27 protein-coding genes, 1 tRNA gene, 1 other RNA gene and 1 pseudogene are annotated in these 26,635 nt (G+C 60.7%); 13 read left to right on the top strand and 17 right to left on the bottom strand.

The annotated features are described in order from the left end of the window. A pseudogene (locus Q1A44_RS10695) lies at nt 1-142 on the bottom strand (C4-dicarboxylate ABC transporter substrate-binding protein); the annotation flags it as partial. Nucleotides 143-356: 214 nt separating this feature from the next. Then, nucleotides 357-1,451: a zinc-binding dehydrogenase gene (locus Q1A44_RS10690; protein WP_299624184.1), complete on the bottom strand. Its 1,095-nt coding sequence runs from the start codon at nt 1,449-1,451 to the stop codon at nt 357-359. A 527-nt stretch (nt 1,452-1,978) separates the two neighbouring features. Between Q1A44_RS10690 and acs the strand changes: the two genes are divergently transcribed. Next, entirely contained in the window at nt 1,979-3,931 is a 1,953-nt protein-coding gene (acs, locus tag Q1A44_RS10685; protein ID WP_299624182.1) for an acetate--CoA ligase, read from the top strand. 75 nt (nt 3,932-4,006) lie between these two features. Here the strand turns inward: acs and Q1A44_RS10680 are convergent, their stop codons facing one another. The 5 genes from Q1A44_RS10680 to Q1A44_RS10660 form a co-directional block, all read right to left on the bottom strand. Further along, on the bottom strand, nt 4,007-5,020 hold the full coding sequence (locus Q1A44_RS10680; protein ID WP_299624179.1) for an extracellular solute-binding protein: 1,014 nt from the start codon (nt 5,018-5,020) through the stop codon (nt 4,007-4,009). An 89-nt stretch (nt 5,021-5,109) separates the two neighbouring features. After that, entirely contained in the window at nt 5,110-6,297 is a 1,188-nt protein-coding gene (locus Q1A44_RS10675; RefSeq protein ID WP_299624176.1) for an FAD-dependent monooxygenase, read from the bottom strand. Continuing rightward, nucleotides 6,294-7,412: a CaiB/BaiF CoA-transferase family protein gene (locus Q1A44_RS10670; protein WP_299624173.1), complete on the bottom strand. Its 1,119-nt coding sequence runs from the start codon at nt 7,410-7,412 to the stop codon at nt 6,294-6,296. The genes Q1A44_RS10675 and Q1A44_RS10670 overlap by 4 nt, the downstream gene beginning before the upstream one ends. 60 nt (nt 7,413-7,472) lie before the next feature. Beyond that, nucleotides 7,473-8,915 carry an alpha/beta fold hydrolase gene (locus Q1A44_RS10665; protein WP_299624169.1) on the bottom strand — a complete coding sequence of 481 codons (1,443 nt, stop codon included), beginning with the start codon at nt 8,913-8,915 and terminating at the stop codon, nt 7,473-7,475. Between the two features lie 9 nt (nt 8,916-8,924). Beyond that, the gene (locus Q1A44_RS10660; RefSeq protein WP_299624270.1) at nt 8,925-9,383 is read right to left on the bottom strand and encodes an MmcB family DNA repair protein; all 459 of its coding nucleotides are present in this window, start codon (nt 9,381-9,383) and stop codon (nt 8,925-8,927) included. 174 nt (nt 9,384-9,557) lie between these two features. On the opposite strand from Q1A44_RS10660, the gene Q1A44_RS10655 reads away from it, so the two are divergent. From Q1A44_RS10655 to Q1A44_RS10640, 4 genes are all read left to right on the top strand, one after another. Next, nucleotides 9,558-9,878 (top strand): metalloregulator ArsR/SmtB family transcription factor, encoded by a 321-nt coding sequence (locus tag Q1A44_RS10655; protein WP_299624166.1) that lies wholly within the window; start codon nt 9,558-9,560, stop codon nt 9,876-9,878. Continuing rightward, a complete protein-coding gene (locus tag Q1A44_RS10650; RefSeq protein ID WP_299624163.1) occupies nt 9,875-10,294 on the top strand; it encodes an SRPBCC domain-containing protein in 420 nt (139 codons plus the stop codon). The genes Q1A44_RS10655 and Q1A44_RS10650 overlap by 4 nt, the downstream gene beginning before the upstream one ends. A gap of 131 nt (nt 10,295-10,425) precedes the next feature. Next, nucleotides 10,426-10,581, top strand: a non-coding RNA gene (gene ssrS / locus Q1A44_RS10645) — 6S RNA. Between the two features lie 106 nt (nt 10,582-10,687). Next, on the top strand, nt 10,688-11,599 hold the full coding sequence (locus Q1A44_RS10640; RefSeq protein WP_299624160.1) for a pirin family protein: 912 nt from the start codon (nt 10,688-10,690) through the stop codon (nt 11,597-11,599). Nucleotides 11,600-11,677: 78 nt separating this feature from the next. Here the strand turns inward: Q1A44_RS10640 and Q1A44_RS10635 are convergent, their stop codons facing one another. Continuing rightward, on the bottom strand, nt 11,678-12,265 hold the full coding sequence (locus Q1A44_RS10635; RefSeq protein ID WP_299624157.1) for a TetR/AcrR family transcriptional regulator: 588 nt from the start codon (nt 12,263-12,265) through the stop codon (nt 11,678-11,680). Between the two features lie 110 nt (nt 12,266-12,375). Between Q1A44_RS10635 and Q1A44_RS10630 the strand changes: the two genes are divergently transcribed. From Q1A44_RS10630 to Q1A44_RS10610, 5 genes are all read left to right on the top strand, one after another. Next, complete coding sequence (locus Q1A44_RS10630) at nt 12,376-12,660, top strand: hypothetical protein (RefSeq protein WP_299624154.1); 285 nt, start codon at nt 12,376-12,378, stop codon at nt 12,658-12,660. Between the two features lie 113 nt (nt 12,661-12,773). Beyond that, nucleotides 12,774-14,060: a homoserine dehydrogenase gene (locus tag Q1A44_RS10625; RefSeq protein WP_299624267.1), complete on the top strand. Its 1,287-nt coding sequence runs from the start codon at nt 12,774-12,776 to the stop codon at nt 14,058-14,060. Between the two features lie 34 nt (nt 14,061-14,094). Further along, the gene (glpX, locus tag Q1A44_RS10620) at nt 14,095-15,063 is read left to right on the top strand and encodes a class II fructose-bisphosphatase (protein WP_299624151.1); all 969 of its coding nucleotides are present in this window, start codon (nt 14,095-14,097) and stop codon (nt 15,061-15,063) included. Between the two features lie 136 nt (nt 15,064-15,199). Then, the gene (gene recJ, locus Q1A44_RS10615; protein WP_299624148.1) at nt 15,200-16,939 is read left to right on the top strand and encodes a single-stranded-DNA-specific exonuclease RecJ; all 1,740 of its coding nucleotides are present in this window, start codon (nt 15,200-15,202) and stop codon (nt 16,937-16,939) included. A 247-nt stretch (nt 16,940-17,186) separates the two neighbouring features. Further along, a tRNA-Glu gene (locus Q1A44_RS10610) sits at nt 17,187-17,261 on the top strand. 54 nt (nt 17,262-17,315) lie between these two features. On the opposite strand, the gene Q1A44_RS10605 is transcribed toward Q1A44_RS10610, so the two are convergent. The 5 genes from Q1A44_RS10605 to Q1A44_RS10585 form a co-directional block, all read right to left on the bottom strand. Continuing rightward, complete coding sequence (locus tag Q1A44_RS10605) at nt 17,316-18,335, bottom strand: GGDEF domain-containing protein (protein WP_299624145.1); 1,020 nt, start codon at nt 18,333-18,335, stop codon at nt 17,316-17,318. 14 nt (nt 18,336-18,349) lie between these two features. Then, nucleotides 18,350-18,937, bottom strand: coding sequence for a heme NO-binding domain-containing protein (locus Q1A44_RS10600; protein ID WP_299624141.1), 588 nt, complete (start codon nt 18,935-18,937; stop codon nt 18,350-18,352). A gap of 108 nt (nt 18,938-19,045) precedes the next feature. Then, nucleotides 19,046-20,608, bottom strand: a complete 1,563-nt coding sequence (locus Q1A44_RS10595) for a trimethylamine methyltransferase family protein (RefSeq protein ID WP_299624138.1) — start codon at nt 20,606-20,608, stop codon at nt 19,046-19,048. 127 nt (nt 20,609-20,735) lie between these two features. Continuing rightward, nucleotides 20,736-21,446, bottom strand: coding sequence for an HAD family hydrolase (locus tag Q1A44_RS10590; protein ID WP_299624135.1), 711 nt, complete (start codon nt 21,444-21,446; stop codon nt 20,736-20,738). Continuing rightward, nucleotides 21,443-21,727 (bottom strand): DUF3572 domain-containing protein, encoded by a 285-nt coding sequence (locus Q1A44_RS10585; RefSeq protein ID WP_299624133.1) that lies wholly within the window; start codon nt 21,725-21,727, stop codon nt 21,443-21,445. Before Q1A44_RS10585 ends, Q1A44_RS10590 begins: the two co-directional genes overlap by 4 nt. 94 nt (nt 21,728-21,821) lie before the next feature. On the opposite strand from Q1A44_RS10585, the gene Q1A44_RS10580 reads away from it, so the two are divergent. Then, complete coding sequence (locus Q1A44_RS10580; protein WP_299624130.1) at nt 21,822-23,219, top strand: diguanylate cyclase; 1,398 nt, start codon at nt 21,822-21,824, stop codon at nt 23,217-23,219. Between the two features lie 16 nt (nt 23,220-23,235). Here Q1A44_RS10580 and Q1A44_RS10575 read toward each other — a convergent pair whose 3' ends face one another. From Q1A44_RS10575 to Q1A44_RS10560, 4 genes are all read right to left on the bottom strand, one after another. Beyond that, nucleotides 23,236-23,745, bottom strand: coding sequence for a periplasmic heavy metal sensor (locus Q1A44_RS10575; RefSeq protein WP_299624127.1), 510 nt, complete (start codon nt 23,743-23,745; stop codon nt 23,236-23,238). Between the two features lie 2 nt (nt 23,746-23,747). Then, complete coding sequence (locus Q1A44_RS10570; RefSeq protein WP_299624124.1) at nt 23,748-24,113, bottom strand: hypothetical protein; 366 nt, start codon at nt 24,111-24,113, stop codon at nt 23,748-23,750. Nucleotide 24,114: 1 nt separating this feature from the next. Further along, on the bottom strand, nt 24,115-24,699 hold the full coding sequence (locus tag Q1A44_RS10565) for an RNA polymerase sigma factor (RefSeq protein ID WP_299624121.1): 585 nt from the start codon (nt 24,697-24,699) through the stop codon (nt 24,115-24,117). A 103-nt stretch (nt 24,700-24,802) separates the two neighbouring features. Continuing rightward, entirely contained in the window at nt 24,803-25,249 is a 447-nt protein-coding gene (locus Q1A44_RS10560; RefSeq protein ID WP_299624118.1) for an EF-hand domain-containing protein, read from the bottom strand. 218 nt (nt 25,250-25,467) lie between these two features. Between Q1A44_RS10560 and Q1A44_RS10555 the strand changes: the two genes are divergently transcribed. Beyond that, nucleotides 25,468-25,869, top strand: coding sequence for a DUF983 domain-containing protein (locus tag Q1A44_RS10555; protein ID WP_299624115.1), 402 nt, complete (start codon nt 25,468-25,470; stop codon nt 25,867-25,869). Between the two features lie 39 nt (nt 25,870-25,908). Next, nucleotides 25,909-26,604 (top strand): NUDIX hydrolase, encoded by a 696-nt coding sequence (locus Q1A44_RS10550; protein ID WP_299624112.1) that lies wholly within the window; start codon nt 25,909-25,911, stop codon nt 26,602-26,604. Nucleotides 26,605-26,635: the final 31 nt, after the last annotated feature.

Below are 26,635 nucleotides of genomic sequence, written 5' to 3'. Positions count from 1 at the left end.
CCAACTCCGCCAACTTCTCAACATGCTCCGTAAAAGCACGACGCTTACCCCAAACAGAAACATTCCACTCAGTGGCCGCAGCCTCGAGCGCAAAGGTGCAGGAAATGGCGCTCACAACGGCGCCGACGGCATATTTATTCATGATGTATCTCCCTAGATGCGGGACGTGATCCGCCCGCTTGGGCGTCAAGCTAGCGCGGCTGTGTCAAACTGCCAAGAGGGGGACGCCTTGAGGGTCTGTGGCACCGGGATCGAGTCACCCCACCGTAGTCATTTTCGCCAAGGTCTGAGCCTCCGGCGAGGTTTCTTGGAACAGACAAAGGGACGCGGCGCACTTGGGGCATTTCTTGGGGCATCTAAGGTGTAACAACGATATTGCCCACATGCGCCTTGTCGATGAAGGCCTGTTGCGCCACAGCCAAATCGGCCAGCTTATAGGTTGCGGCCAAGAGCGGGCGCACCTCGCCCCTTTCGATATAGCCCACCAGATCGGTGAAAATATGCGGCGCAACAACGGTTGAGCCGGTAAACGTCAGATCCCGCAGATAAAGCGTACGCAGGTCCAACTGGACCATGGGCCCCGCGATCGCGCCAGAACACGTATATCGGCCACCGCGCGCCAAAACGTCGATTGTGGCCGGAAAGGCAGGTCCGCCTACAATGTCCGCTACCACGGTCACGCTGTCGCGCCCAATCGCCGCCCTGAGCGCGCCGCGCAGATCATCGGGCGCCCGTGGCAACAGCGCGTCGGCGCCCAATTCCACCATGGCCGCATGCTTCGCCTCAGATGCCAGCCCCACAACGGTCGCGCCGCGCCGCTTGGCCAATTGGATCAAGGCCGAGCCAACGCCGCCCGAAGCGCCGGTCACCAACACCACATCCTCTGCTGTGACCGCCGCCCGGCTCAGCATCCCTTCGGCGGTGCTGTACGAGCATGAAAACGTGGCCAGTTCCGCATCCCTAAGGTCGCTTTCGATCACGGCCACGTTGCGCCTGTCAGCAGTGGTATATTCGGCAAAGCCACCATCGCGCTCACTCCCGAAATAGCCTGTTTTGTCGCGGTTCATCGGATCGTCCCAATCGCGTTGCCAGCAATCCAGAATGACCCGTTTGCCATGCAGTGCTGAATCACCATTGGCTCCGACTGCCACAACCGTGCCCACGGCGTCTGCGCCCTGGATGCGCGGGAAGGCCAGCGGCGCGCCGCCCCAACTTGGGTCTTCGGCATCGACAGTCTCATAGCCGTCACCGCTGGTGGCGTCCGTGACCGCCTTGGAATACCAGCCGGACCGGGTGTTGACGTCGGTGTTGTTGAGCCCGCACGCGCCGACGCGGATCAGGACATCATCAGCGCCAACGGCAGGAACGGGCCAGTCGGTGTGGAAAGACATCGCATCCATGTCGCCGTGGCGGTGCAGGACATAGGCGTTCATCTTATCGGGAAGGGTCATTTCAAAGGCTCCGTTCGGCGCGTCAGGATCTGCAGACCGACTGTTGAGTGGGGCAACGGATTTGTCTACGGGTTTTGCGACGTCTGATCGGACAACTGCACGTTTGTACGAGGCGACGATAAGGAGGATCGGCTTTGGATGGCAGCCGACCAGTGCAGTTCGATTCTGAGCGATGGCAAGTTGGAGTGGGCTGAGAGGGCCGAAATGGTATGTTGCGCAGCGTTTACAAGTGTTATGCCAAAGCCTTCCGGTTGCAAAGGATAAGGCAAGGGATATTGACAGCTTAAATACTGAAATTGTTTAAATAATTCCAAATGCGCACGAAAATTTTACAAAATCCCAGACGTCTCAGAAATTCGTTTACAGCAAAAACCTGATAATACAGCGATTTATTCCATTCTTTTCACCTTTGCGTATTATTCGAGCAAGGGAGGAGGAGCCCAACCACCGACGAGGCCAGCGTCATGCATGGCCCCGTTGCTGCTGATCCTCTGAAAAAGAACGGAAAGATCACCGGAGGAACATCCATGTCCGACAGCAAAACATATCCCCCATCTGCCGAAATGGCGGCCAATGCCCATGTGGATGCGGCGAAATATGAGGCCATGTATGCCGCATCCATCGCCGATCCCGAGGCGTTTTGGGGCGAACAGGGCAAGCGGGTCGACTGGATGAAGCCTTTTACCCAAGTGAAGGACGTCGATTACACACTCGGTAACGTGTCGATCAATTGGTACGCGGACGGGACGCTGAACATCGCCGCCAACTGTATTGACCGCCACCTTGAAACGCGCGGCGACCAGACCGCCATCATCTGGGAACCGGACAGCCCCGAAGATGACGCCGAGCATATCACCTATCGCGAATTGCACGCCCAGACCTGCAAAATGGCCAATGTCCTCAAGGGCATGGGGGTGGGCAAGGGCGACCGTGTTGTGCTTTACCTGCCAATGATCCCCGAAGCGGCCTATGCTATGCTCGCCTGCGCGCGCATCGGTGCGATCCATTCAATCGTCTTTGCGGGTTTTTCGCCCGACGCATTGGCGGCCCGTGTTTCGGGCTGCGACGCCAAGGTTGTGATCACCTCTGACGGTGCCCCACGTGGCGGGCGGGTCACAAACCTCAAGGACAATGTGAACCAGGCGCTAATCAACGTCATTGATCCGACCAAATGCCTTGTCGTGAAACGCACGGGCCAACAGATTGCCTGGCGCGACGGCCTTGATTTCTGGCTACATGAAGAGGCCAAAGGTGTCAGTACCGACTGCCCGCCCGAGGAAATGGCGGCCGAAGACCCATTGTTCATCCTCTACACCTCCGGCTCCACCGGTCAGCCCAAGGGCGTTGTACATACCACGGGCGGCTATCTTGTTTATGCGTCGCTGACCCATGAGGTCGTCTTTGACTACAAAGACGGTGATGTATTTTGGTGCACGGCGGATGTGGGTTGGGTCACCGGCCACAGCTATATCGTCTATGGTCCGCTCGCCAATGGTGCGACCACACTGATGTTCGAAGGCGTGCCCACCTACCCCGACGCCAGCCGCTTCTGGCAGGTCTGTGAAAAGCATAAGGTGGCGCAGTTCTATACCGCCCCCACGGCCATTCGCGCCCTGATGGCCCATGGCGACGGCCCCGTCAAAGGCCGTGATCTGAGCAGCATCAAAGTGTTGGGCACTGTTGGTGAACCGATCAACCCCGAGGCCTGGAACTGGTATAACGACGTGGTGGGTGGCGGACGCTGCCCTATCGTCGACACATGGTGGCAGACCGAAACCGGTGGCCACCTGATGACCCCCCTGCCCGGCGCCCACGCAATGAAGCCCGGCTCAGCGATGAAACCCTTCTTTGGCATTAAGCCCTTGGTACTTGAACCCGCCTCTGCCGAGGTGATCGAAGGCAACGGCGTCGAAGGGGTACTCGTCATTGCCGACAGCTGGCCTGGTCAGATGCGCACTGTCTGGGGCGATCATGACCGGTTCGAAAAGACCTATTTCAGCGACTATCCTGGCTACTATTTCACAGGCGACGGCTGCCGCCGCGATGCGGATGGCGATTATTGGATCACGGGCCGGGTCGACGATGTGATCAACGTCTCTGGCCACCGGATGGGCACGGCAGAAGTGGAAAGCGCGCTTGTCGCCCATGCCACCGTGGCCGAGGCCGCCGTGGTGGGCTATCCCCATGATATCAAAGGGCAAGGCATCTATTGCTACGTCACACTGATGAACGGTCAGGAACCGACCGAAGAGCTGCGAAAAGAGCTGCGCACCTGGGTCCGTCAGGAAATCGGACCCATTGCGTCACCCGATCTGATCCAATGGGCGCCAGGCCTGCCCAAAACACGCTCGGGAAAGATCATGCGCCGCATCCTGCGCAAAATTGCCGAAGATGATTTCGGCGCACTTGGCGATACATCGACCTTGGCCGATCCATCCGTGGTGGACGACCTGATCGAAAACAGAATGAATAAGAGCTAACGCCACGCACAGATTATGAAAAAAAGGGGCCTGTCGCCACGGGCCCCTTTTCTTTTCGTGCTGCTTACGAGGGACTTATTCCCAACCGACCTGATTAAAAATGGCCTGCGCCTCGCTCAGGTTTCCTGCCACGGCCGACAAATCCACATCATCCGGCTTGAACAGACCCAAGGCCGCTACCGACGGGCTGAGGCCAACGCCCGGTACGGCGGGATATTCGTCGTTACCTGCCGAGAAATACTGCTGCGCCTGATCCGAGGCGAGGTATTCCATGAAGGCCACCGCATTGTCATAGTTCGGCGCATAGGCCGCAACACCGCCACCCGACAGGTTCATATGCGCGCCCTCGCCATTCTGGGCAGGAAATACCCAACCGATATTGGCCATCGCTTCGCTGTCCAAACCGCTGACATCGCGGCGTAAAGCGCGGGCAAAGTAGTAGGTGTTGGAGATCGAGATATCGCACTCGCCAGACACAAGCCCGCGCAACTGATCCGTATCTCCGCCCTGTGGATCGCGAGCAAAGTTTTCAACGACGCCCTGTGCCCATTCGGTCGCGGCCTCAACCCCATGGTTTTCGATCACGGCCGACAGCAGCGTTTGCGAATAGACGTTGCTCGACGAGCGGTGGCAGACCATGCCTTTGTAGGCGGGATCGGCCAGGCTCACATAATCCGCGGGCGGGTTTTCGACGCGGTCCTTGGCATAGAAAAAGATGCGCGCACGCTGGGAAAAACCGAACCACTGGTTGTCGTCATCCTGAAGATAGGCGGGAATGCGTGCTTCAAGCACATCGCTTTGCACCGCTTGCAACACGCCTGCTTCCTTGGCCCGGGTGAGCCGCGAAGTATCGACCGTCAGCAGAATGTCGGCAGGCGAATTGGCCCCCTCGGCCTGCATCCGGGCAATCAACTCGTCGGCCTTGCCTTCGATGCGGTTGACAGTGATGCCCGTCAGCGCAGTGAAATCGGAATACAGACGCTCATCAGTGTCGTAATGTCGCGAGGAATAGAGGTTCAACTCACCTTCGGCAAATGCGGGGACAGCGGTGGCAACGGCAAGGATGCTTGCCATGATACGGGTGGACATAGGGTTCTCCGTTCGATCCAAATTAATCCTGACTAAAACAGTAAATTTACCATTCAGATCGAGTCGTCAAGCATTTCCTACTAAATTACTCAGATAACAGTGGTTGCATCGTAGCCATAGACCCAGTCCTGCCGCGCGTGAATGAGCCCGGGCAGGATCCGCGCGCCAAGCGCGATGGGTCCGTAAATCGCAGCCCGCCGAAGTGGTCCGCCCTGGTGAAAGAGCCGCGCATTGGCAGCCGACCCCTTCTGTACCCGCGCCGTCCGCGCGATACGAAGGTCGAAATAGCGTTTGAAAGCCGCCTCAGGTTCGTCGTGCGTGTCGAGCGCTACCGCCAGAATCCAGGCATCTTCCAGGGCTTGCACGGCCCCTTGCGCCATTGAGGGAAGCATTGGGTGCGCCGCGTCCCCCAAAAGGCCGACGCGTCCCTCGTGCCAGCGCGGTAAGGGTGCTCGGTCAAACAGGGCCCATCGGTTCAAAACAGGCGCTTGTTCAATCACGGTCGTAACCACCGGGTGCCATCCGGCAAAGGCCGCACGTGCGTCCGCCTTGTGCCCTTCGACCCGCCACCCTTCCGGAGAGGGTTCAGGCTCTTCCACCATGCCAACGAAATTTGCCAATGTGCCCGCCCGCAAGCGTGTCGTGACGGCATGTCGCTTGTCGCCCGCCCAGATGCAGGCCCCGGGCGGTGGTGCGTGGTCGCCCAAGTTCTCGACTGGCACGACCGCCCGCCACGCCACATTGCCCGTATACCGCGGCGCGTCTGGGCCCAGCATCTGTGCGCGTATCACGGAATGCAGCCCATCCGCCCCGATCACCACATCGGCGGATAACGTCTCTCCACCATCCAGCAACAGTGCCGACTGCCCTCTGTCCTGCCGGTATCCTTTGACGGTCACCCCTGTGCGCAGGGCATCCGGGGCCAGACTGCTCAGCCGAATCGCCAGTGCATCGACCAGATCGGCGCGATGGATATGGATGTAAGGCGCGCGCCATCGCCGCTCGGCGTAGCCGCGCATTTGAAGGCCAAAAATGCGGATGCCCGAACGGCCCATGCGCATCTCAATCTTTTCGGGTTCAAACAAAGTGTCGCGCAATAGGGATGTCACGCCCAGCGCGTCCAGAACACGCCAGCCATTGGGCGCAATTTGCAGGCCTGCGCCGATCTCGCTCAGTTCCGGCGCCTGTTCCAGCACAGACACGGCATGACCTCTTTGCGCCAGCGCAATTGCCGAGGCGAGGCCGCCGATGCCGCCGCCAACGATCAATGCCTTCATGACAGCGCCCCTTTGGCACGCAATGCGCCCTGCGCCGCCGCGTCATATCCCAAGTCTCCCAGGATCGCTGCCGTATCCGCACCAGGCGCCGTTGGGGCAACTGGTGCGCTTGAAATGGATCGGGAAAAACGAGGGGCCGGGGCCGCTTGGGTCACCTCGCCCGGCTTCACATACGTGCCGCGTTCGGCCAAATGCGGATGCGCCACCGCCTCTTTCAAGGACAAGACAGGCGCGACGCAAGCATCCTTGCTTGCAAAAACTGCGGTCCAGGCATCACGATCTCGGGTCACAAAAATCGAGGCAAAACGCGCCTGCATTTCAGGCCATGAGGCGCGGTCATTCTGATCGGGCAGTTCTGCCTCCGCCAGCCCAAGACCCTCGATCAAAAGCGCATAAAACTGCGGCTCCAGCGCGCCCACGGCCACATACTGCCCATCCGCACAGACGTAACAGCGGTAAAACGGCGCGCCCCCGTCCAGCCAATTGGTACCGCGTGTCGCTGTCCAATCGTCTTGAGAAATCATCCCGTGGATCAGGCCCATCATCGCGGGCACCCCATCCACCATCGCCGCATCGACCACCTGCCCTTGTCCCGAAACGGCCCGTTCGATCACAGCCGACAGCAGGCCAAAGAGCAAAAACATCGTGCCCCCGCCATAGTCCGCCACAAGATTCATTGGCGGTTCCGGTGGGCCATCTGCCGGGCCCATCATACTCAGAGCACCGGTTGTCGCGAGGTAGGTGATGTCATGCCCTGCTGCTTGCGCCAGCGGCCCGGTCTGGCCCCACCCGGTCATACGGCCATAGATCACGTGCGCGGGGCAATCGTCCGGGCCAAGCCCCAACCGCTCCATCACGCCGGGGCGAAACCCTTCGATCACGATATCGGCCTGCGCCATCAGGGCCTGAGCGGTGGCGCGCCCGTCTTCGGATTTCAGGTTCAGTGCGATGGACCGTTTGCCGCGCCGATTGACATCATTGGAGTCCGCGGGCCCGGACGCGCGGTCTATCACCACCACGTCTGCCCCCATGTCGGCCAGCATTTGCCCCGCCAAAGGCGCCGGGCCAAGCCCCGCAAACTCAACGACTTTCAATGTGGCAAGTGGGCCGGTCATCGCATCCTCCGTGATCAGGGCGATAGGACGACAGGGCAGGCCAAGTCGCAAGCCCCCCGATCACGCTTGAAACATCGGAAAGCTGACGCCCAGCGCCCAGGCCAGCACAAGGCCCAACGCCAGACCTGCGGCCAGCGGCCCTGTCCGGGCAGAGACAAGACGCCCCATCGTGCCGAAGACCAAATAAAACAGAACAAGGACTGGCGCGATCATGATCAGGAAGAACAGCCCCTCGAAATCAAGCGCCACAGCGATGCCAAGAGACACCAGCACGCTCAGGCGCAACATCACCCGCCGCCAGAGCGGCGCGCCCGCCACCAGAGCGGCATCCGCCAGCATGTAAGGCACCGCACCAATCGACATAACTGCAATGATCCAGAACCGCTCGGGCGTGGGCCAGAAATTTGCGGCATAACGGTCAAGGGCTGCGCAAAACAGGGCAGACCAAGCAAGCAGCACGCCAAAGCCGCGCCAGGACATCCCGCCCAGCGGCACGCCCCACCACCCCAGCAACACAAGTTGAAGGCCACCAAACACGCACAGATGCAGCATCAGGTAATCCGCCACGAGCACCGGCAATACTCCAAAGTTCAATGGTGCCGCGATGAGCGGCGCGAACAGCATTGGCGCACATGTGATCGCAACAAACCGAGCCGTGCTCAGCCCGAAACGGGGCGCCGCCTGCGTGGGCACCACCCGGACAATTGTTCGAAACAAAACGACCAACCCGGCCAAAAGCCCAAGGAGCGCCCAACCCGTTGGCCAGATCGTGACCGCAGACTTGCGCCCATAGGCCTCATCCAACCATGCCACCGCCTCGGCCCGCGCTTCGCGTGCGTGCAGCACCGATACATGTTCACTGAACGGTGCGGCCGCAGCCTTCCGGGTGACGGCACCGTTGCGGGCGGTTTGTCCCTCGCGCACTTGTGGATCGACCATCTGGGCGGCCTCCAGTCCAAAGGCGCGCAAACGTCCCTCCCACGCGCCGGAGACCAGCAAAAGCGTTTGCGGGCTTTGATCGTCAATCGCCTGCGAAAAGGCCGACACAAGAACAATCGGCCCCACATCAACCCGCCTCTGAGCCGCACGCACCAGAATATCGGTTGCCATGGAATGACCCAAGAGCGCGATGGGCGCATCCGTCACGGCAACCGCATCCATCACCGCGCGCGTTTGCGCCACCAACACCTGGGTGGTGCCGTCCACCACCGTCAGATCACCGGACATGGGCACTCGGTTGCGCCCGTGGCCCTCAAAGTCAAAACTCACTACGCGGTAGCCCGCCCGGGCAAGCGGTAAAGCAAACCCGTTCATCATCTGCTGCGATCCCGCAAAACCATGGGCGATGACAACAACCGGCCCTGTGCTTCCGGGCTGCGCATACCTCGTGATCGGCGTGTTACCCACATACGAACGGGTGGTCTCGACGCCAACACGCACCCATTCGAGCATGGTCAAAGCCGCCAGAACAACCCCCAACGCGGCCAGAGTGACATGGCTCATGTCACTCCCTTACCAATCCAGCCCGGCGGACGGGTCGCGCAGCGCTTGCAAACGGCGTGCCGCATGGCGGGCGAACGTCTGGTGCAGGACTTTGCGGCGCGGGGCGGCCAATTTGTCCTCGGGACCCATGCGGATGATCTCTGCGTCATAGGCGTCGCCTATCATCAGCCCGGTGCCCTCCGGCAACAGATCAACAGGAAACTCCGCATCCACCGCCCAGAAAAACCGGTCGCACCACTCCAGATAGCCCGCCCATTTCTGGTCAGACATAAAATCGGCGCGGCTGGATTTGCACTCCACCACCCAAACCTCTCCCTTTGGGCCAAGCGCCATGACATCGACCCGCAATCCGCGCGCGGGCACAAGTTCTTCAACCGTGACCCAGCCCAGCGAAGCAAAATGGCGCGCCACGCCCCTGGCCAAAAGCTGGCCGGGCATCATTGGTGCGGGTTCGAGCAACGTTTGCATAAGCATCAAGATATGAACAAAACCTGAACATAGGCAAGGCCGAGATGCAGGACAGCTTGAAAAATCGATAGGGCTCCATGGCCGCCCGATCGCAGGGGCGGCGAACAGGCTTGACATGATACCATATGGTATCTCATAAATATGAAACCCGTTGGTATCACATAAGAGAGCCAAATGACACATCCCGACCAAAACGCCTTTCGCGCGCTCGCCGACCCAACGCGCCGCGATATTCTGCGACTGCTGGGTAGCCAGGACATGACCATCGCCCAAGTGGCAGGCCAATTCGACATGACGCGGGCCGCGGTCAAAAAACACCTTACCGTGCTGAGCGACGGGGGCCTCATTACCGTTGAGGCGCGCGGTCGCGAACGCATCAACCGCCTCAACCCCTTGGGGCTCGCTCCGGTCTTTTCCTGGCTCGAATACTTCGACCGCTTCTGGGATGACCGCCTCAACGCCCTCAAATCTGCTATTGAAAAGGATGCGACATGACCCCCACGACGCTGAACAAGACAATCTACCTGGCGGCCCCCCGCGAAACCGTCTGGGCGTATCTCACCCAGCCCGAACACCTGGCCAAATGGTTCCACGCACCAAAAACACCCCTAACCCAAGGCCAAGCTCTGGAAATGTTTGGGACTGAAAGCGGCGATTTGCTGATCTGGGGCACGGTCACACGAGCACAAGAACCGGAGCATCTGGAATATACGTTCACGGTCAAACCCATGGGCGACGCCGTCAGCACGGTGAAATGGACATTGACCGAGGTTCCGGGCGGCACGCGCCTTGTGCTGGAACACAGCGACTTACCCCAAGGCGCAGAGACATTCGGGCTCACGCTCGCGCTGGACAAAGGATGGGACGATCACCTCGCCCGCATGCGCGGCGAACTCAACACCACGACCTGAGCGCGCTTGCAGTAAACCCGGCCCCTTTTGTTCTAGAAAAATTCTCACCAAGGGCCGGGCCTCCAAGCGAAGCCCGGTCTGCCACAGCATCCCTTGTCCCGCCGCACTGCGGGGCCTATGTAGGCGTGTGACGGGTTCTGCCCTTCTCGTGACAGGTTGCATTCCGGTGGCCTTAAGCAATTCCGAGGGCGCTGGCTCTGTCCGGATCCTGGTCCGGTTACCTGGCACCCACCTGTACAAACAGGTCCTCGGGAATGAGAGAACCAAACGGTTGTGGTGGTTCCCGTCGCTCTAGCCTTCACAAATGTGCACAGATACCGTTCGCCGACATGGATTGCGTGCGACGCGGCGCGGCCTATCTTTGCGACAAGCAACACGCAAAAGGAGACGCGCATGTCCCTCAGACCCACACTCGAAGCGCGCCAGGCGCAACCAACTATGGAGGGCGCAGGCGTCCACCTGCACCGGGCCTTCGGCTTTCAGGACCCAAGCGAGTTGGATCCCTTCCTGCTCTTTGACGACTTTCGCAACGACACGCCCGCGCATTTCGAAAAAGGCTTCCCCTGGCACCCGCATCGCGGCATCGAAACGATCACATACGTGCTCGAAGGCACGGTGGAGCATAGCGACAGTCTGGGCAATTCCGGCACCTTGGGCGCAGGTTCGGTACAGTGGATGACGGCGGGCTCCGGCATCCTGCACCAAGAAATGCCGCACGGAAACACGCGGGGCCAGATGCACGGGTTCCAACTGTGGGGCAATCTGCCTGCATCCCAGAAAATGACGGCTCCGCGGTATCAGGACATCTCGGGTGCCGATATTCCGGTGGTCACGGATGATGACGGAACGGTGGTCAAAGTGATCACCGGCGATTTTTGGGGGGTCAGCGGCCCGGTAGACGGGATCGCCGCCGACCCGCAATATCTCGACATCTTTGTGCCTGCCGGGCTGAAAAAAACGTTTCGCATCGACACCTACCGCCGGGCCTTTGCTTATGTCTTTCAGGGCGCGGGTGCGTTTGCCGATGCCTCGGCTCCGTCAGGCGTGTTGCTGGAAAAGGAGGTCGCGGGACAAGAGCTGAACATTCGCGACCTGTCCGGCGATCGCACGCTGATCCGCTTTGGCACCGGCGACGAGGTAACAGTCCAGGCGGGCCCTGACGGCATACGGTTCCTGCTGGTTTCGGGCGCGCCAATTGACGAGCCGGTGGCCTGGCACGGCCCGATCGTTATGAACACACAGGAAGAATTGATGCAGGCCATGCGCGATCTGCGCAATGGCACATTCATCAAAGCGGCACACTAGCCGCGGCGCGCCAAATGGGGTGTTGGGCGGGGCGCATTTGCCAAAGGCAAACAGCGTCCGTCCATCAGCCAAAGACGATCACCCCACGGCAACCGCTCTGCGCACCATCTCCCAATACTGATCCTGCACATCATTGAGGCTCAGCCGACCGCCCGCGCGAAACCAAGTGTTGACCCCGGTAAGCATGGCAATGACGGCCCAGGTGGCAATGCGGGTGTCGGCCACTTGAAACAGACCTGCGGCAACGCCGCTGTGCAAAATATCCTCCAACACCGTTTCATAGCGACGACGCAACGTTTCCAGAGCCTCAAAATTCTCGGGGCTGAGGTTGCGCAATTCCATATAGGATATGAACACAGCATCCGGACGCTCATGGTGAAAGGCGATATGGAACCGCACAAAGCCTTCCAGCTTGGCCAAAGGGGAAACGTCCGGCAGCGCCTCGACCGCATCCAACAACTCGACCATGTGATCACGCATCAGCGCAAATAAAAGGCTCTGCTTGTCAGGCGTGTAGTTATATAGCGCACCGGCCTGCACACCGACTTCCGTCGCGATCTGGCGCATCGAGACGGCGGCAAACCCATGGCGGGCAAACAGGCGCAAGGCCGCGTCGCGCACGCGCGGGCCTGTGATGTCTGAATGGGAACCGGTCGTACGCGCCATAGTCCACGATTTAACTGAACACATGTTCAAAACCAAGCCATGCTTGCGCGCGGACCATCACTGGTGCATCAAAGACTGGCACGACAATCACAGCAGTGGACCAAAACGCTATGCGCGCCGCCTGCCTTGCCCTTTGTTTCGCGCTTTGCGCCTGCACGCAGTTCCCCGAACTCGATGGCACCGTATCGCCCGAGGTTGAAGGCGCAGCTTACCCTGCCCTTGTCCCTTTGGGACCACTGCTGGCCAGCGCGGTGCCCGCGGGCACCGATCCCGTTCAAACCACCCAAAATCTTGAAGCCCGGATTGCATCGCTGAAAGCGCGGGCACGCGCGCTGCAGCGGCGGTCCGTCTTGGATGCGAGCGCGCGGGCGCGGTTGACGGACGGGCTGGGCTAAGCCGCCGCCGCGCACGGGGCAATTGCACCGCAGCACGGAACCCGCTACATCGCGGCAAAGGTCGGCGTTTTGACGGCACGGCCCCCATGCTGCGTTCGAATGAGGATACCCATATGAACTCTCCCTTGCGTCTCGGCATCGCCGGACTGGGCACCGTCGGCGCTGGCGTCGTCAAGATTGTGCGCCAAAATGCGGACCTTTTGTCAGCCCGCACCGGGACAAGCATCGAGATCACAGCCGTCAGCGCACGCAGCCGCGACAAGGATCGCGGTGTGCCCTTGACCGGCTACGCCTGGGAGGACGACCCCGTGGCGCTTGCCACCCGCGAGGATGTAGACGTGTTTGTGGAACTGATGGGCGGCACTGACGGTCCTGCCAAGGACGCCACCGAAGCGGCCATTGCCGCTGGCAAACATGTGGTCACCGCCAACAAGGCGATGCTGGCCATCCATGGTCAGGCACTGGCTGAAGCGGCCGAAGCGGCCGAAGTGTCGTTGCGCTATGAGGCTGCCGTCGCTGGCGGAATACCGGTTATCAAGGCCCTGACCGAAGGGCTGGCCGGGAACGAAATCAAACGCATCGTCGGCGTCATGAACGGGTCTTGCAACTACATCCTGACACGTATGGAAAGCGCGGGACTGACCTATGCCGAAGTGTTCGCCGAAGCCGACGGACTTGGATATCTGGAGGCTGATCCGCAACTGGACGTGGGCGGCATCGACGCAGCCCATAAACTGGCCATCCTGTCCTCTATCGCCTTTGGCACGAAGGTGGATTTTGACGGCATCGAGTTGGAAGGAATCGAGCGGGTCAGCATCGAAGACATCCGGCACGCCGCAGACATGGGCTACAAGATCAAGCTCTTGGGCGTTGCCCAGAAAACCGGACGTGGTCTGGAACAGCGGATGATGCCCTGCCTCGTGCCTGACACCTCGCCACTTGGCCAGTTGCAAGGCGGCACCAACATGGTTGCCATCGAAGGCAGCGCGGTTGAACAGGTTGTTCTGCGTGGCCCGGGTGCTGGCGAAGGACCGACCGCTTCTGCGGTCATGGGCGACGTTTGTGACATCGCACGTGGCCTGCGCCTGCCCGTCTTTGGCCAACCGGCGAGCACGCTGAGCCAGAGTACGCCGGCGAAATCTGTTCTACCTGCGCCCTATTATCTGCGCATGGCGCTAGACGACAAACCCGGCGCACTGGCCAAGATCGCGACGGTCTTGGGCGACGCAGGCGTCAGCATCGACCGCATGCGCCAATACGGCCATGCCGAGGGAGCGGCCCCGGTCCTGATCGTCACGCATAGCTGTACCCGCGCCGCGGTGGACCACGCACTGGAGGCCATGCAAGGCACCGGCGTTCTGGCGTCTGAACCCGTTGTGCTGCGCATCGAAGCCGTTTGACTCAATTTCCAGATATCCCAAAAGGAATGTTCCAATGACCGCCACCGCCCAATTCCAAGACCGCCTTTTGTCCTTGGGTCTCGCCCGTGTATCAGAAGCCGCTGCATTGGCCTCTGCCCGGCTGGTGGGGCACGGGGACGAAAAGGCCGCTGACCAGGCCGCTGTGAACGCCATGCGCGAGCAGCTGAACCTGCTGGATATCGCGGGCGTCGTGGTCATCGGCGAAGGCGAACGGGACGAAGCGCCCATGCTCTATATCGGCGAAGAGGTCGGCACCGGGAACGGCCCCGGCGTGGACATCGCCCTTGACCCGTTGGAAGGGACGACCCTGACGGCCAAGGACATGCCCAATGCATTGACCGTGATTGCCATGGGCCCGCGCGGCTCGATGCTGCACGCGCCAGATGTCTATATGGACAAGCTGGCCATCGGCCCGGGCTATGACAGCGATGTCGTTACCCTGAACATGAGTCCGGCCGAGCGGGTCGCCGCGCTAGCCGCTGCAAAAGGCTGTGAGGCCGCCGACATCACCGTTTGTATCCTGGAGCGCCCCCGGCACGAGGCGATGATCGCCGAAGTGCGCGGCACAGGTGCTTCCATCCGCCTCATCACTGATGGCGATGTGGCTGGTGTCATGCACTGTGCGGACCCCTCGACCGGTATCGACATGTACATGGGCGAAGGTGGCGCGCCAGAAGGTGTGTTGGCGGCCGCAGCCTTGAAATGTATGGGCGGGCAGATCTACGGCCGCCTCTTGTTCCGCAATGACGACGAAAAGGGCCGCGCGGCCAAGGCTGGCATTACCGATCTGGACAAAATCTATGCCCGAGACGATATGGTGACCCAGGACGTGATCTTTGCCGCGACCGGCGTGACATCTGGGTCCCTGCTTGCCGCGGTGCAGAGAGAACCCGGTTGGCTGACCTGCGAGACATTGCTGATGCGCTCAAAAACCGGATCGGTCCGCCGCATGAGCTACCGTACCCCGACCCACACTGTTTGACGGCCGCGCGGATAGCGCGCCAAAAGGTGCGCTTTACGGGGTAAGGTAATCTGCGTAGTGCCGGAGGCATACGTTTAGCCAGTGACTTTCTGGCCTCCGGCGGGGATATTTCCGACCAAAAGAAGTGGGGACTGTTTTGGCTTTTTTGGGCGTAGAAAGGTCTTTGAGTGGACGCGCCTGGGTCGCGTCGACGGCGGATGTAACCCGCGCCGCAGAGGCCATGGCGCAACAGACCCAATTGCCTGCCCCAATTTGCCAGATCTTGGCGCGATCTGGCGTTCCTGCCGAGGCGGCCGAGGCCTATCTCGCTCCAACACTGCGCGACCTGATGCCTGATCCGCGCAGTTTGCGTGACATGGAAAAGGCCGCAACGCGCATATTGGCGGCCATACATGGTCGCGAACGCATAGCCATTTTTGCCGATTACGACGTGGATGGCGGGTCTTCTGCCGCTTTGCTGATCACATGGATGCGCGATCTGGGGTTGGAAGCCACGCTTTATGTGCCCGACCGTATCGACGAAGGCTATGGCCCGAATGAGGCGGCCATGGCCCAGCTTGCTGCGGACCATGACCTGATCATCTGTGTCGATTGCGGCACCCTGTCTCATGACCCGATTGCCGCGGCCATCGGTGCGGATGTGGTCGTGCTGGACCACCATCTGGGAGCAGAGACGTTGCCCCCTGCCTATGCTGTCGTCAATCCCAATCGCCAGGACGAAGACGGTGCGCTGGCGCACTTGTGTGCGGCGGCGGTTGTCTTTTTGGCGCTGGTCGAGGCCGGGCGGCAACTGCGGGTGGCAGGCACGCCCGGCCCGGACCTTATGGCGATGCTTGATCTTGTGGGGCTTGCAACTGTGGCAGACGTTGCGCCATTGGTCGGTGTGAACCGCGCCTTTGTGCGTCAGGGCCTCAAGGTGATGGCGCGGCGCGCCCGTCCGGGCCTTGTCGCGCTGTCCGATGTGGCAGGGATGGACACAGCGCCCACGCCATACCATCTGGGCTATCTGCTTGGGCCTCGCATCAACGCGGGCGGCCGCATTGGTCAAGCCGATCTGGGCGCACGCTTATTGGCCACCCAAGACCCGCACGAAGCGGCCGCGCTGGCCGAACGCCTGAATACCCTGAACGCTGAGCGGCGCGATATCGAGGCGCAGGTGCGCGCACAAGCCCTGGCCCAATGCGAGGAACGTGGCGCCAATGGCCCATTGGCTTGGGCCGTGGGTCAGGGCTGGCATCCCGGCGTCGTGGGCATCGTGGCCTCGCGCCTCAAGGAGGCCACCAACCGCCCTGCCATCGTGATCGGCGTCGAAGACGGGATTGGCAAAGGATCGGGCCGCTCCGTCTCCGGGATCGACCTTGGCGCGCCTATTCAGCGCCTGGCGGTCGAGGGGCTGTTGATCAAGGGCGGGGGTCACAAAATGGCCGCCGGACTGACCGTTGCCGAGGACAAGATCGAGGTCGCCATGGCCCGTCTGGCGGAGCTATTGGCCCGGCAGGGCGCTGGCGCTTTGGGCCCTGCGGACCTGCGTTTGGACGGGATGCTGATGCCGGATGCCGCGACTGTTGAGTTGATTGAGCAGATTGATGCGGCGGGCCCCTTTGGGGCCGGTGCGCCTGCGCCGCGCTATGCTTTTTCCGCCATGCGGATCCATCATGCGCGGCGGGTCGGCGAAAGCCACCTCAAGATCAGCTTTGGTGCGCCAGGCGGCGCACGCATGGATGGTATCGCCTTTGGAGCATTTGATGGCGATCTTGGCCCCACCCTCAGCGATCACGGTGGTGCACCGTTTCATTTGGCCGGGCGGCTTGAGATCAACAGTTTTCGCGGGCGGCGCAGCGTGCAGTTGCGGTTGGAAGACGCGGCACCTGCATAGGAGTCGTATGCCCTCGGCAATCACCTCCGGGCGGGTACTCGGCACAATGGCAAGACACTGTTTCGGTTTGCAATTGGTGAGTCCGGGCCCGTCGTCGGCCTGAATTCGATCAGGTGGCATTGCCTGCTTCCCGCCAGATCAGCAGCGCCAGTCAGAAACTGACAAACCGCGCTATTTCTGTGCCGCGAGATGACTTTTCCGCTTGCGCCATCTCAAGCGATTGCCTAAAGAACCGCTCACACTCAGTGTCCCGTTCGTCTATCGGTTAGGACGCCAGGTTTTCAACCTGGAAAGAGGGGTTCGATTCCCCTACGGGATGCCAAGTGGCTTCCAACGCGCACTGAGAATAATGGCGATGCCGACCTTGAGGGTCGTATCAAGCCGTTTTGGATTCTGCCCGGCCCGTCGGCGGGGCGAGGTTTTGCGCCGAAGCGCGCAACTCGGGCGTATAGAAGGTCTGCCGACCCCGCCCATCATGTTTCGACGCATAAAGCGCCACGTCGGCATTATCCAGCAACTCCGACACCGACACACCTGCACCCGGCTCGTAGATGGCGATACCTATGCTGGCCGAGATTTGGCACACTTCGCCCTGAAACGGCATCGGGCGTGACAGCCGTTTGATGATCCGATCACCGATGTTGCGCAAAGCGGTCTGGTCATGTGCATGGGGTAGCAGAATCACAAACTCGTCCCCGCCCACACGCGCCACAGTGTCATTGTCCCGGGTTTCCTCAACCATCACACGAGCAACGGTCTGCAGTACAAAATCACCCGCCGCATGGCCCAGCGTGTCATTGACCGCCTTGAACCAGTCCAGATCAATCTGCATGACGCCGAACTGCGTGCCCCAGGCCGCGTGACGATCCAGGACATGATCCATGGCGCGGCGATTCTTGAGGCCCGTCAACGTGTCGGTAAAGGCCTGTTCTTCGGCCGCGATCTTCGCCCCTTGTAAGCGCAGGTTCAGTTTGCGCGACGCTTCCATCGCCGCTGACTTGGCCTCAACCAGATAAAGCATCTCAATCGTCAAATCTGTGGCCGCGAAATCCACACTGGTCAGGGCATAATCCGTAACCGCGTCAACCACTGAGATACCAAAGGACAGATTGATGATGCTCTCGCCCGGCACCGGGCTGGGCACGAGAATGCCTTTAACCTCGGTATGAGGCGCGTCGCGCAATTGCAGATGCAGTTTTGTACCGGCCGCCGCGCGCATCTTATCAATGGTCGAAATGGCACGGGGCCGCTTGAGGTCAAAAATCTCAAGGAACGGGCGGCCGACCATCGGGTGCGTCGGGCGCAATTTCTGCAAGGTCGGCCCTGCGTGCACTACATGTCCTTCATCCGACACAATCACATGCATTGGACACAACACATCCAACGCCCCACTCATACTCGTCAACTCTCTCATAACGCCCGCGCCCCAAGGTCAAAAACACGACCCTCTGCAAATTCTGTTTCGATCAGTGAAATGGAAATGGTTTCGACACGCTTGTCGCGCCCCTGATAATCGAGCAAGGCCAAGGCACCATAGTCATCCGCCATCGCGCGAAGAATCCCCATCATCACGTGACCATAGCCCGCAACAGGACTGTTACAGATCAAGCTAAAGCGGGACGGTCCGTGATCATGCAATTCGATCCGGGGCAGGTTCAAATCCGCCACTGCCAAGCGGGCCCGATCCGGCAGATCGTCCAGCGAATGCAAGAATTCGACAAAGGTGACACCGCCAAAACGCAGCAATCGCCGCAGCGCTTCGACATTGGGATGAGACACCAGATAGGTGCCAATATCCTCCATCACGTCGTCGCGCGGCCGGTTCAATACCTGGCTGACCGCGTCCAGAACACGCGGCGTGATTTCATCATCATACATCAGCATCGCCTCGAACTCGACAAAGTCGAGATCGGCAAGGCGCGTTGCCTCGACCCATTTGTCAGAGCCGTAGCTGTCCGTGACAAAGCACTGTATTGCGCGATTGATCAGACCATGCATGACGTTTCATCCCCAATTCCACGTCTCTACTTTGCAGTTGCAGGCCTTACCAATCAGATAACAGATAAAACTTGACCGATTATTTCCACCTAAACGGGACCTCCAGGCTCAGAAATCGGTGGGGGCGCCGCCTTCTGATTTACGTCGGGCCACAAAATCGGCCAGCTCATCGCGGATCGCTTCGTCCATGGCAGGTGCCTCAAAGGCGCCAATGATCTCTTTGAACATCTGATGCGCACGTTCCGGCGTCCAGATGCCACCGGCGACCTCCCAGCCTTCGTAATTCTTCCAATCACTCAAAAACGGTTGGTAAAACGCGGTGCTGTAACGATCTTGAGTGTGCTGAATACCAAAGAAATGGCCATCGTTCCCCACTGACTTGATCGCGTCCAGGGCGATGTCATCCGGGCCAGTTGCTGTGATCGATGGGTCCATGTATCGCTGGATCTGCTGCAAAATCTCACAATCCATGATGAATTTTTCAGGGCTGGCGATCAGTCCACCCTCAAGCCATCCGGCAGCGTGATACACCATGTTCGTGCCCGACTGTACCGCCGCCCATAGGGAATTCGACGTCTCCCACATTGCCTGCCCATCGGGCACATTGGCCGCGCATACGCCGGAGGACCGCATAGGCAGCCCATAAAACCGCGCCAATTGCCCGGTCATCTGCGTTGCGCGCATGTATTCAGGCGTGCCAAAGGCGGGCGCGCCCGATTTCATGTCCACGTTGGACGTGAACGTTCCGATCGCACAGGGCGTGCCGGGACGGACATACTGAAAAAGCGCGATGGCGCAAAGCGCCTCGGCAATGGATTGAGCCACCGCCCCCGCCATCGTCACCGGCGCCATGGCCCCCGCCAGCGTAAAGGGTGTCACCACAACCGCCTGACCGCGACGCACCATACGCAGACAGCCGTCAATCATCGGATGGTCGTGTTTGAGGGGCGAAGTCGAGTTGATGTTCGTATACATGCGTGGCGTGGATTCGAACTCTTCGTCCGATAATCCGCCTGCAATGCGCACCATCTCCATCACGTCCTCGACGCGTTCCTTGCCCAGGCTGTAGGCATGCATAACTTTGTCGGTCAGAGTCAGTTTGTCATAGACGACGTCCAGGTGGCGGATGGAGGCATGAATATCCACCGGCTCCACCGGGTAGCCGCCTGCAAAATGGATACAGTTGAAATATTGCGTCAGCTTGAGCAGATTGGCGCACATCTGGCGGTTGCCGGGGACTTTGGTCCCGATTTCCATGTCCCAATAGTTGGGCGGCGAGGACACATTGCCAAAGTTCAGGTGCTTGCCACCGATGGTGATTTTGCGATCCAGATTGCGCGGCGTCAGCGTGAATTCGGATGGCGCCTTGCCCACCATCTCCATCACGAAGTCCCGATCCATGCGAACGATGTCACCATTGATGCTGCACCCGGCCTCTCGCAGAATCTCAAGCGCCTCTTCGTTCAGGAACTGCACGCCAATCTCTTCGAGGATGCGCATGGCACCGTCATGGATCGCCGCCACGCCCTCAGGACGCAATGGTTCGACAGGCGGATCGACCATCACAGGCGGGTTCCAGGGCATCTGTTCGATCACAGCGCCACCGCGCCGGGCTGCGGCCCCTGCCCGCCCGCCGCCACGTGATCTGCGTTTAGTCGCTGCGTCTGCCATGGTTCTGCCCTTCGTGCTGCGTTGCCATACCAAAACAGCGCAGCGACCGGTGTGGAGCCTTTCCATTTGCGACGATCCGTGTCGTTTTCACGTGCCGAGCCGTCGGAACGGCGCAATCGGCCTGAGTTCAGACTGAGGCCAATGTATCGAGCCACGCAGGCAGGTGGCCAATATCGGGGCACACCACATTGGCAAACGGTGCCAATTCGGACTGTGTGGCAAGGCCAGTCAGCACACCAACGGTTCGCATACCGGCCGCCCGACCGGCCTTGAGATCATGCAGACTGTCGCCCACCATGATCGTCTCGGCTGGGGGTATGCCTGTTTCGGCACAAAACCCCAGCAACTGGCCAGGGGCCGGCTTGCCGCCATAGCCACTGTCAGAACCTGCGATAAAATCGAAACGCGCAACCACACCGGCCGCATTCAGATGGGCCAAGGCTGGCGCTTCGGCGTCGTTGGTGGCCACTCCCAATGCCAGATCACGCCCGCGCAACCCCTCCAGAAACGGGATGAGCGGAACAGCCTCAGCCTGCGGCGCTTGCGCGGCCTCCTGATTGAGCGTCTCCATCAGTGCCGCCTCGCTTTGCCCTTCAAAATGGGGGGCAAGGGCCGCGGCAATCTCTTCGGGCGTACCTGCGATGACCACGCTGTCGCGGGCGAATTTTCGGTCCACGAGGTCAAAGCCAATATGGGCACCGATCTGTGTCGCCCGAGCCCGGTCGCCATCGGTGGCCCGCAGCAGAAAGGCGGCGGCCCAAGCCTCCCAAGTGGTGCCGAAATCAAAAAGGGTGCCGTCCTTGTCAAAGATGATGCCGCGCACGGGGGCCGCCGTCATGTCCAATGCACCTGGCCCCCACCGGGCAGCGACATGCGCGCCATCATTGGCTGATCATATCCCAGTCCTTGTGCGTCGCAAAAGCCCGTCACCCAGATATCGTCCATCATGATAAAGTCCAAAAGCGCGCCCAAAAACGCGGGATCAGAGGCACCGCTGCGCAAATCAGCCTCGCTCGCGCCCGTCGATCCAAGGAAAACGGGCAGCAATTCTTCGTTACTGGCCATCCATGCAAGGGCTTTCAGCCCCACCACTTCGGCGGATTCTTGCGACATTGCCATGGAAAACTGCCTTTGCTGACGGATGGAAACGCTTTGTTAACCTAAACCAACAAAAAACGAATGCACGGAATTTATCTAAAGATGGAAACGCGCAATGCACGGGAAGATCCTGATCATCGACCCCATCGCCACCAACCGGATCGTGTTGCGCGTGAAATTGGCCGCATGTCACTATGAGGTAATGCAGGCCGACAGTATCGCAGAGGCCCTGCGCTTGGTGCGCAGGGCGGTTCCTGACCTGATCCTTTGCGCGGCAACCCTGCCCGATGGCGGGCCGTTAAGACTGATGGCGCGGCTGCAAAAGACGCGCATGGCGGGCATGGTGCCTGTCATCGCGCTCAGCTGTGACACTGATCCCGCCGAACGTATGCGGCTTTTGGCGGCGGGGCTCGACGATGTGCTGCAAAAGCCAGTCGATGACGCGCTCTTGGTGGCTCGAGTGCGCAGCGTGATCCGGGCCTATGCCTCGGCCAGCGAATGGAAATTGCGCGACGACACGTCCAGAGCCCTTGGCTTTGCCGAACCCGCGATCAGCTTTGGCCCGGCTCAGACCGTCAAGCTGGTGGGCTGCGACCTGAGCGCAATCACCCCTTGGCAATCCGAGCTTTGCGCAAGATCCGCCGCGACAATCACCGCCTGCCCACCGCTTGATGCCATCCATCAAAGCGAGGGCGAGGACGATACGGATGCGTTTGTTCTGGTTGTGGCACCGGAAAGCGGCCCCGACATGTTGGGGCTATTGGCCACGATCCGCAGCCACGCAACGACACGGCACAGCGCCATTCTGGTGGTCCAGATCGAACCGAATGCAACGCTTGGCGCGCAAATGCTGGACATGGGGGCCAATGATCTGATGACTTGCGGCCCGGACCCGGCCGAGCTTGCCTTACGGCTCAGCACCCTTCTGGCACGCAAAAGAATGGGCGACGCGTTGCGCGACACCGTCCGGTCGGGTGTTGAGGCGGCCGTCAGCGATCCGCTCACGGGCTTGCACAATCGCCGCTACGCCATGCCGCACATGGCGCGGATTGCCGAACGGGCGGCACGGACCCAAAAGCCCTTTGCCGTAATGGTGGCCGATATGGACCACTTCAAACGGATCAATGACCAATACGGCCATGCCGCGGGTGATGCCGTGTTGGTGGAAACGGCGCACCGTTTGCGCGAAAACCTGCGGGGTGTCGACCTTGTGGCACGGATCGGGGGCGAGGAGTTCCTGATCGTTCTGCCTGGCGCGGATCTGACCAACGCCAAGAATGCCGCTGCGCGCCTCTGCCGGGTGATCCGCAAGACACCTTTTGTGGTGCCGGGCCATGGTCTTGGCATCACGGCGACCATCTCAATCGGGATGACGGTCTGTGATCCACGCACGGGCGCCACGCAGACGCTGCCTCATTCCGCTGAAACTCTGCTGGATCGGGCGGACAAGGCGCTTTACGGTGCAAAGGCCAAGGGGCGGGACCGCGTGGCGCTTAGCCGCCCGGCCGCCTGAACCGGGCGCTCAGGCCTTACTCTTTGCGATCACCCTTTTTGCCGCCCTTCTTACCGCGCGGTCCACGGCGCAGCACCTCTTCGACCCGCTCGGCATAAGCGGCGCGGGTCTGGACATCCATGTCAGACACAGCCGCGAGCCAAGCCGATTGCGACACGCTCTGCACCGCGCCCACAGACAGCCATTGACGGGTCAGGATCGTGCGCACGGTCTCTGCGTCAAAGGGATCGGAACGCAGAGCCTGAACCATCTCGGCATACTGGGCGCGGCGATCCCGGCGATTTGGCAAGGCGTCATCGGACCGGATCGTGTCAAACACGCTCCGCCGCGACTCGCGAGGCAAGGCGATGATATAGGGCGCGGCATAACCCATGGCGGTGCGGCTGTCGCGCATCGGCCCATCACGCAGGAAAAAGCCCGCCACGGCCCCCGCGATCGCGAGGTTCACCGCCAGCGACAGCGCCAACACAGCCTTGACCCAGCGGGGGCAACGCGCAGCATTCGGTTCGGGAGTCTGATCCACCATGCTCATCCTTCTTCATAATCCCAGCCAAAAGCCGACAGGCCGGTCTGACCGTCATATCCATCAAAAACGCCCAGGGACCACAGGGCATCCATGCCGGTGGCGTCCACCGCACCCAACCCAATGGCCAGACCGGTGACGCCGGCCGCAACGAGACCTCCGACGCTGCCCCATCCGCCCAAGGCACCGATCACCTGACGCCACAATGGAGGGGCCGTGATAACACCACCGGGCGGCGGCAACATATGCTGCGCATCCGCCATGACCCGGGCCATCAAGTCAGCAGGCACCTCTGGCACTGGCGCTTGAGCAACCTTGTCCAAGAGATCGTCAAGCCACGGATCAGGCACGTTATTCAGGTCTTGGGTCATCTCAATCATCCTCATATCCAAGGGCAGCGACCTGCCCTTTCAACGCCTGCGTCAATGCGCGCTTTCCCCGAGCCGTCAGGCTTTCGACAGCCTCGGTGCTGATGCCGAGGCGGTCGGCAATCTGCGGGTTGGATGCCCCATCAAAATGGCGCATGACCACGGCCATACGCTGGCGTTCGGGCAGATCCGCCAAAGCGGTGCGCAGGGCCAGCATCCGGGCGTCGCCTTGCATTTTAACCTCCACCGAGGGCGCGGGATCAGGCGGTTCCGCCACCGCATCCAGGGCCACGTCCCCACGGGGACGCTTGCGCAATCGGTCGGTACACAGATTAGCCACAACGCGGTAGAGCCATGTGGTCACCTTGGCCTCGCCCGTGCGCCATTCAGGTGCGATGCGCCACAAGCGCATCATCGCCTCTTGGGCTACATCCTCGGCCTCTGACGCGTCACCCAGCAAACGAAAGGCCTGCGCGTGCACACGGGGCACCAAACGCATGGTCAAGACACGGGCAGCGGCGGCGTCGCCGCGCGCATAGCGGGCCAATAGCACCGCCTCGTCTTCGTGATTCCCGGCGTCCAAAGCCATAGTCTTCCTGTCAGATCGGGGCATGTCAGTGCCCCGCTTCTTCTTTGCCGCCCTCGCCCCTTTTGACAAGGGGCAAGGGCACTGCTTGCCTCTTGGCGTGGCCTTAGTTCTTGTCGCGGTTCTTGTGACCGCGTTTGCCCTTCATCTTGGCGCGGGCTTCTTCGAATTCAGCCTCAGAGATGCCACCGCTGTTGTCGGCATCCATACGGTCGAAAAAGCGGCCCGGATCGCGGCGGCCTGCCATCTCTTCGATGGACAGTTTGCCGTCGTCATTGGCGTCACGACGTTGCAACATCCGCTCGGCGCGATCTTCGGCGTTGCCACGGGCGTGGGCGGCCAGCTCTTCCTGGGTCACGAAACCATCGCCATCAACATCGACCTCACCAAAGCGGGCCTGAGCGGAGGCTTGCATTTCCTGCAAGGTAATCTCGCCGTTGCCATCTGTATCCAGCGTTGCGAAATCAGGGCCTCGGGTGTTGGCCATGGCGGCCAGTGTTGTCAGGCCCATGGCGGCTGCTGCGACACCTGCGATAAAAGTTGTGCGGTTCATTGGGTCTCTCCGTTTTTTTGTCACGGCGCCGGTGTTTCTGGCCCCGTATGCAAGCTCAAACGGAGCGCGCGGAGGTTTCCGTCGAAAAAAATTTCGAAGGATGCGCAACGCGGCACGCCCCCGCCATAGGGCGCGACATGGCGACGCAAGGACGGTTTGCGCCATTCCGTTTCCGACAAAACAGGCCCAACTATCAATCCTCGCCTGAGGACATGAACATGCACACGCACCCCACAACACCTGCTGAAACCACGCCAGAACGGCCAATGCGGCCCGCCCTGTTGCGCGGTTGGCGCAGGCGCTGCCCACGCTGTGGCCAGGGGCGGCTGCTCAAAAGCTACCTTCAGGTGGCCAAGACATGCCCGGTTTGCAAACTGGATTATTCACACCACCGCGCGGATGACGGGCCTGCGTATCTCACGATTTTGCTGGTGGGGCATCTGATGGCGCCACTGTTGCATGTGGTCTTTGTCACCTGGCGACCCGAACCTCTGGTCTTGTTCACGATATTTGCGGTTGGCTGCGTTGGCTTGTCGCTCTACCTTCTGCCCAGGTTCAAAGGGGCCATCGTGGCCTTTCAGTGGGCACGACAGATGGGCGGCTTTGGCGCAGTGACCTAGAGTGCCCGTACCCTGAAAGCAGGGAAAGAGGGCAAGGCAATGACAACGATCGACAAGTCCCAGGTGCGCAATGCTTCTACTGTGATCGTGTTGCGGGACCGCGAAACACGACCCCGGATCCTGATGGGGCAACGCGGCGCACGGGCCGTGTTTATGCCGAACAAGTTTGTCTTTCCAGGCGGTGCTGTTGATGCCGCCGATGCGCAGGTCCCGCTTGGGTCACCGCTTGCCAAACCCAATGATACCAGGCTTGAAGATGACAGCACGCCGGGGCTTGGGCCCGCACTGGCGGCAGCGGCCATCCGTGAACTTTTTGAGGAAACCGGTCAGGTTCTCGGTCATCCCGGACGGTGGAGCGACGCACCTGCGGATTGGCAGGACTTTGCCGCCACTGGGCACCTGCCCCACGCAGCACCGCTGCAATTTGTGTTTCGGGCGCTGACGCCACCCGGACGCCCGCGCCGGTTTGATGCCAGGTTTTTTCTGATCGATGCGGCCGATCTTGCCTCTGACCCTGATGATTTCAGCCGGGCCTCGGACGAGCTTTCGCATCTGCAATGGGTGCATCTGGACGAAGTGCGCGGCTATGACATGCCCTTTATCACCGAGGTTGTGCTGAGCGAGATTAACGCCCGTGTGACGGATCACACGCCGCCCGACAGCGTCCCCTACTTCAAGAACAACGAGGAAGAGAGCCTCTTCTTGCGCTTGCGCGGCTATCCGATGCCTGACTGACAGCGCGAGGCGGGAGGCTACTCCGCCTGAC

This window comes from uncultured Tateyamaria sp. (genome assembly GCF_947503705.1).
Lineage (GTDB): Bacteria > Pseudomonadota > Alphaproteobacteria > Rhodobacterales > Rhodobacteraceae > Tateyamaria.
This window is presented reverse-complemented; position numbering and strand designations above follow the sequence as displayed.

Bases quoted from the DNA above. Each gene is read 5' to 3' on its own strand.
- Q1A44_RS10690 (WP_299624184.1), bottom strand. From the start codon at position 1,451: ATGACCCTTCCCGATAAGATGAACGCCTATGTCCTGCACCGCCACGGC.
- acs (WP_299624182.1), top strand. From the start codon at position 1,979: ATGTCCGACAGCAAAACATATCCCCCATCTGCCGAAATGGCGGCCAAT.
- Q1A44_RS10680 (WP_299624179.1), bottom strand. From the start codon at position 5,020: ATGTCCACCCGTATCATGGCAAGCATCCTTGCCGTTGCCACCGCTGTC.
- Q1A44_RS10675 (WP_299624176.1), bottom strand. From the start codon at position 6,297: ATGAAGGCATTGATCGTTGGCGGCGGCATCGGCGGCCTCGCCTCGGCA.
- Q1A44_RS10670 (WP_299624173.1), bottom strand. From the start codon at position 7,412: ATGACCGGCCCACTTGCCACATTGAAAGTCGTTGAGTTTGCGGGGCTT.
- Q1A44_RS10665 (WP_299624169.1), bottom strand. From the start codon at position 8,915: ATGAGCCATGTCACTCTGGCCGCGTTGGGGGTTGTTCTGGCGGCTTTG.
- Q1A44_RS10660 (WP_299624270.1), bottom strand. From the start codon at position 9,383: ATGCAAACGTTGCTCGAACCCGCACCAATGATGCCCGGCCAGCTTTTG.
- Q1A44_RS10655 (WP_299624166.1), top strand. From the start codon at position 9,558: ATGACACATCCCGACCAAAACGCCTTTCGCGCGCTCGCCGACCCAACG.
- Q1A44_RS10650 (WP_299624163.1), top strand. From the start codon at position 9,875: ATGACCCCCACGACGCTGAACAAGACAATCTACCTGGCGGCCCCCCGC.
- Q1A44_RS10640 (WP_299624160.1), top strand. From the start codon at position 10,688: ATGTCCCTCAGACCCACACTCGAAGCGCGCCAGGCGCAACCAACTATG.
- Q1A44_RS10635 (WP_299624157.1), bottom strand. From the start codon at position 12,265: ATGGCGCGTACGACCGGTTCCCATTCAGACATCACAGGCCCGCGCGTG.
- Q1A44_RS10630 (WP_299624154.1), top strand. From the start codon at position 12,376: ATGCGCGCCGCCTGCCTTGCCCTTTGTTTCGCGCTTTGCGCCTGCACG.
- Q1A44_RS10625 (WP_299624267.1), top strand. From the start codon at position 12,774: ATGAACTCTCCCTTGCGTCTCGGCATCGCCGGACTGGGCACCGTCGGC.
- glpX (WP_299624151.1), top strand. From the start codon at position 14,095: ATGACCGCCACCGCCCAATTCCAAGACCGCCTTTTGTCCTTGGGTCTC.
- Q1A44_RS10605 (WP_299624145.1), bottom strand. From the start codon at position 18,335: ATGAGTGGGGCGTTGGATGTGTTGTGTCCAATGCATGTGATTGTGTCG.
- Q1A44_RS10600 (WP_299624141.1), bottom strand. From the start codon at position 18,937: ATGCATGGTCTGATCAATCGCGCAATACAGTGCTTTGTCACGGACAGC.
- Q1A44_RS10595 (WP_299624138.1), bottom strand. From the start codon at position 20,608: ATGGCAGACGCAGCGACTAAACGCAGATCACGTGGCGGCGGGCGGGCA.
- Q1A44_RS10590 (WP_299624135.1), bottom strand. From the start codon at position 21,446: ATGACGGCGGCCCCCGTGCGCGGCATCATCTTTGACAAGGACGGCACC.
- Q1A44_RS10585 (WP_299624133.1), bottom strand. From the start codon at position 21,727: ATGGCAATGTCGCAAGAATCCGCCGAAGTGGTGGGGCTGAAAGCCCTT.
- Q1A44_RS10580 (WP_299624130.1), top strand. From the start codon at position 21,822: ATGCACGGGAAGATCCTGATCATCGACCCCATCGCCACCAACCGGATC.
- Q1A44_RS10575 (WP_299624127.1), bottom strand. From the start codon at position 23,745: ATGGTGGATCAGACTCCCGAACCGAATGCTGCGCGTTGCCCCCGCTGG.
- Q1A44_RS10570 (WP_299624124.1), bottom strand. From the start codon at position 24,113: ATGACCCAAGACCTGAATAACGTGCCTGATCCGTGGCTTGACGATCTC.
- Q1A44_RS10565 (WP_299624121.1), bottom strand. From the start codon at position 24,699: ATGGCTTTGGACGCCGGGAATCACGAAGACGAGGCGGTGCTATTGGCC.
- Q1A44_RS10560 (WP_299624118.1), bottom strand. From the start codon at position 25,249: ATGAACCGCACAACTTTTATCGCAGGTGTCGCAGCAGCCGCCATGGGC.
- Q1A44_RS10555 (WP_299624115.1), top strand. From the start codon at position 25,468: ATGCACACGCACCCCACAACACCTGCTGAAACCACGCCAGAACGGCCA.
- Q1A44_RS10550 (WP_299624112.1), top strand. From the start codon at position 25,909: ATGACAACGATCGACAAGTCCCAGGTGCGCAATGCTTCTACTGTGATC.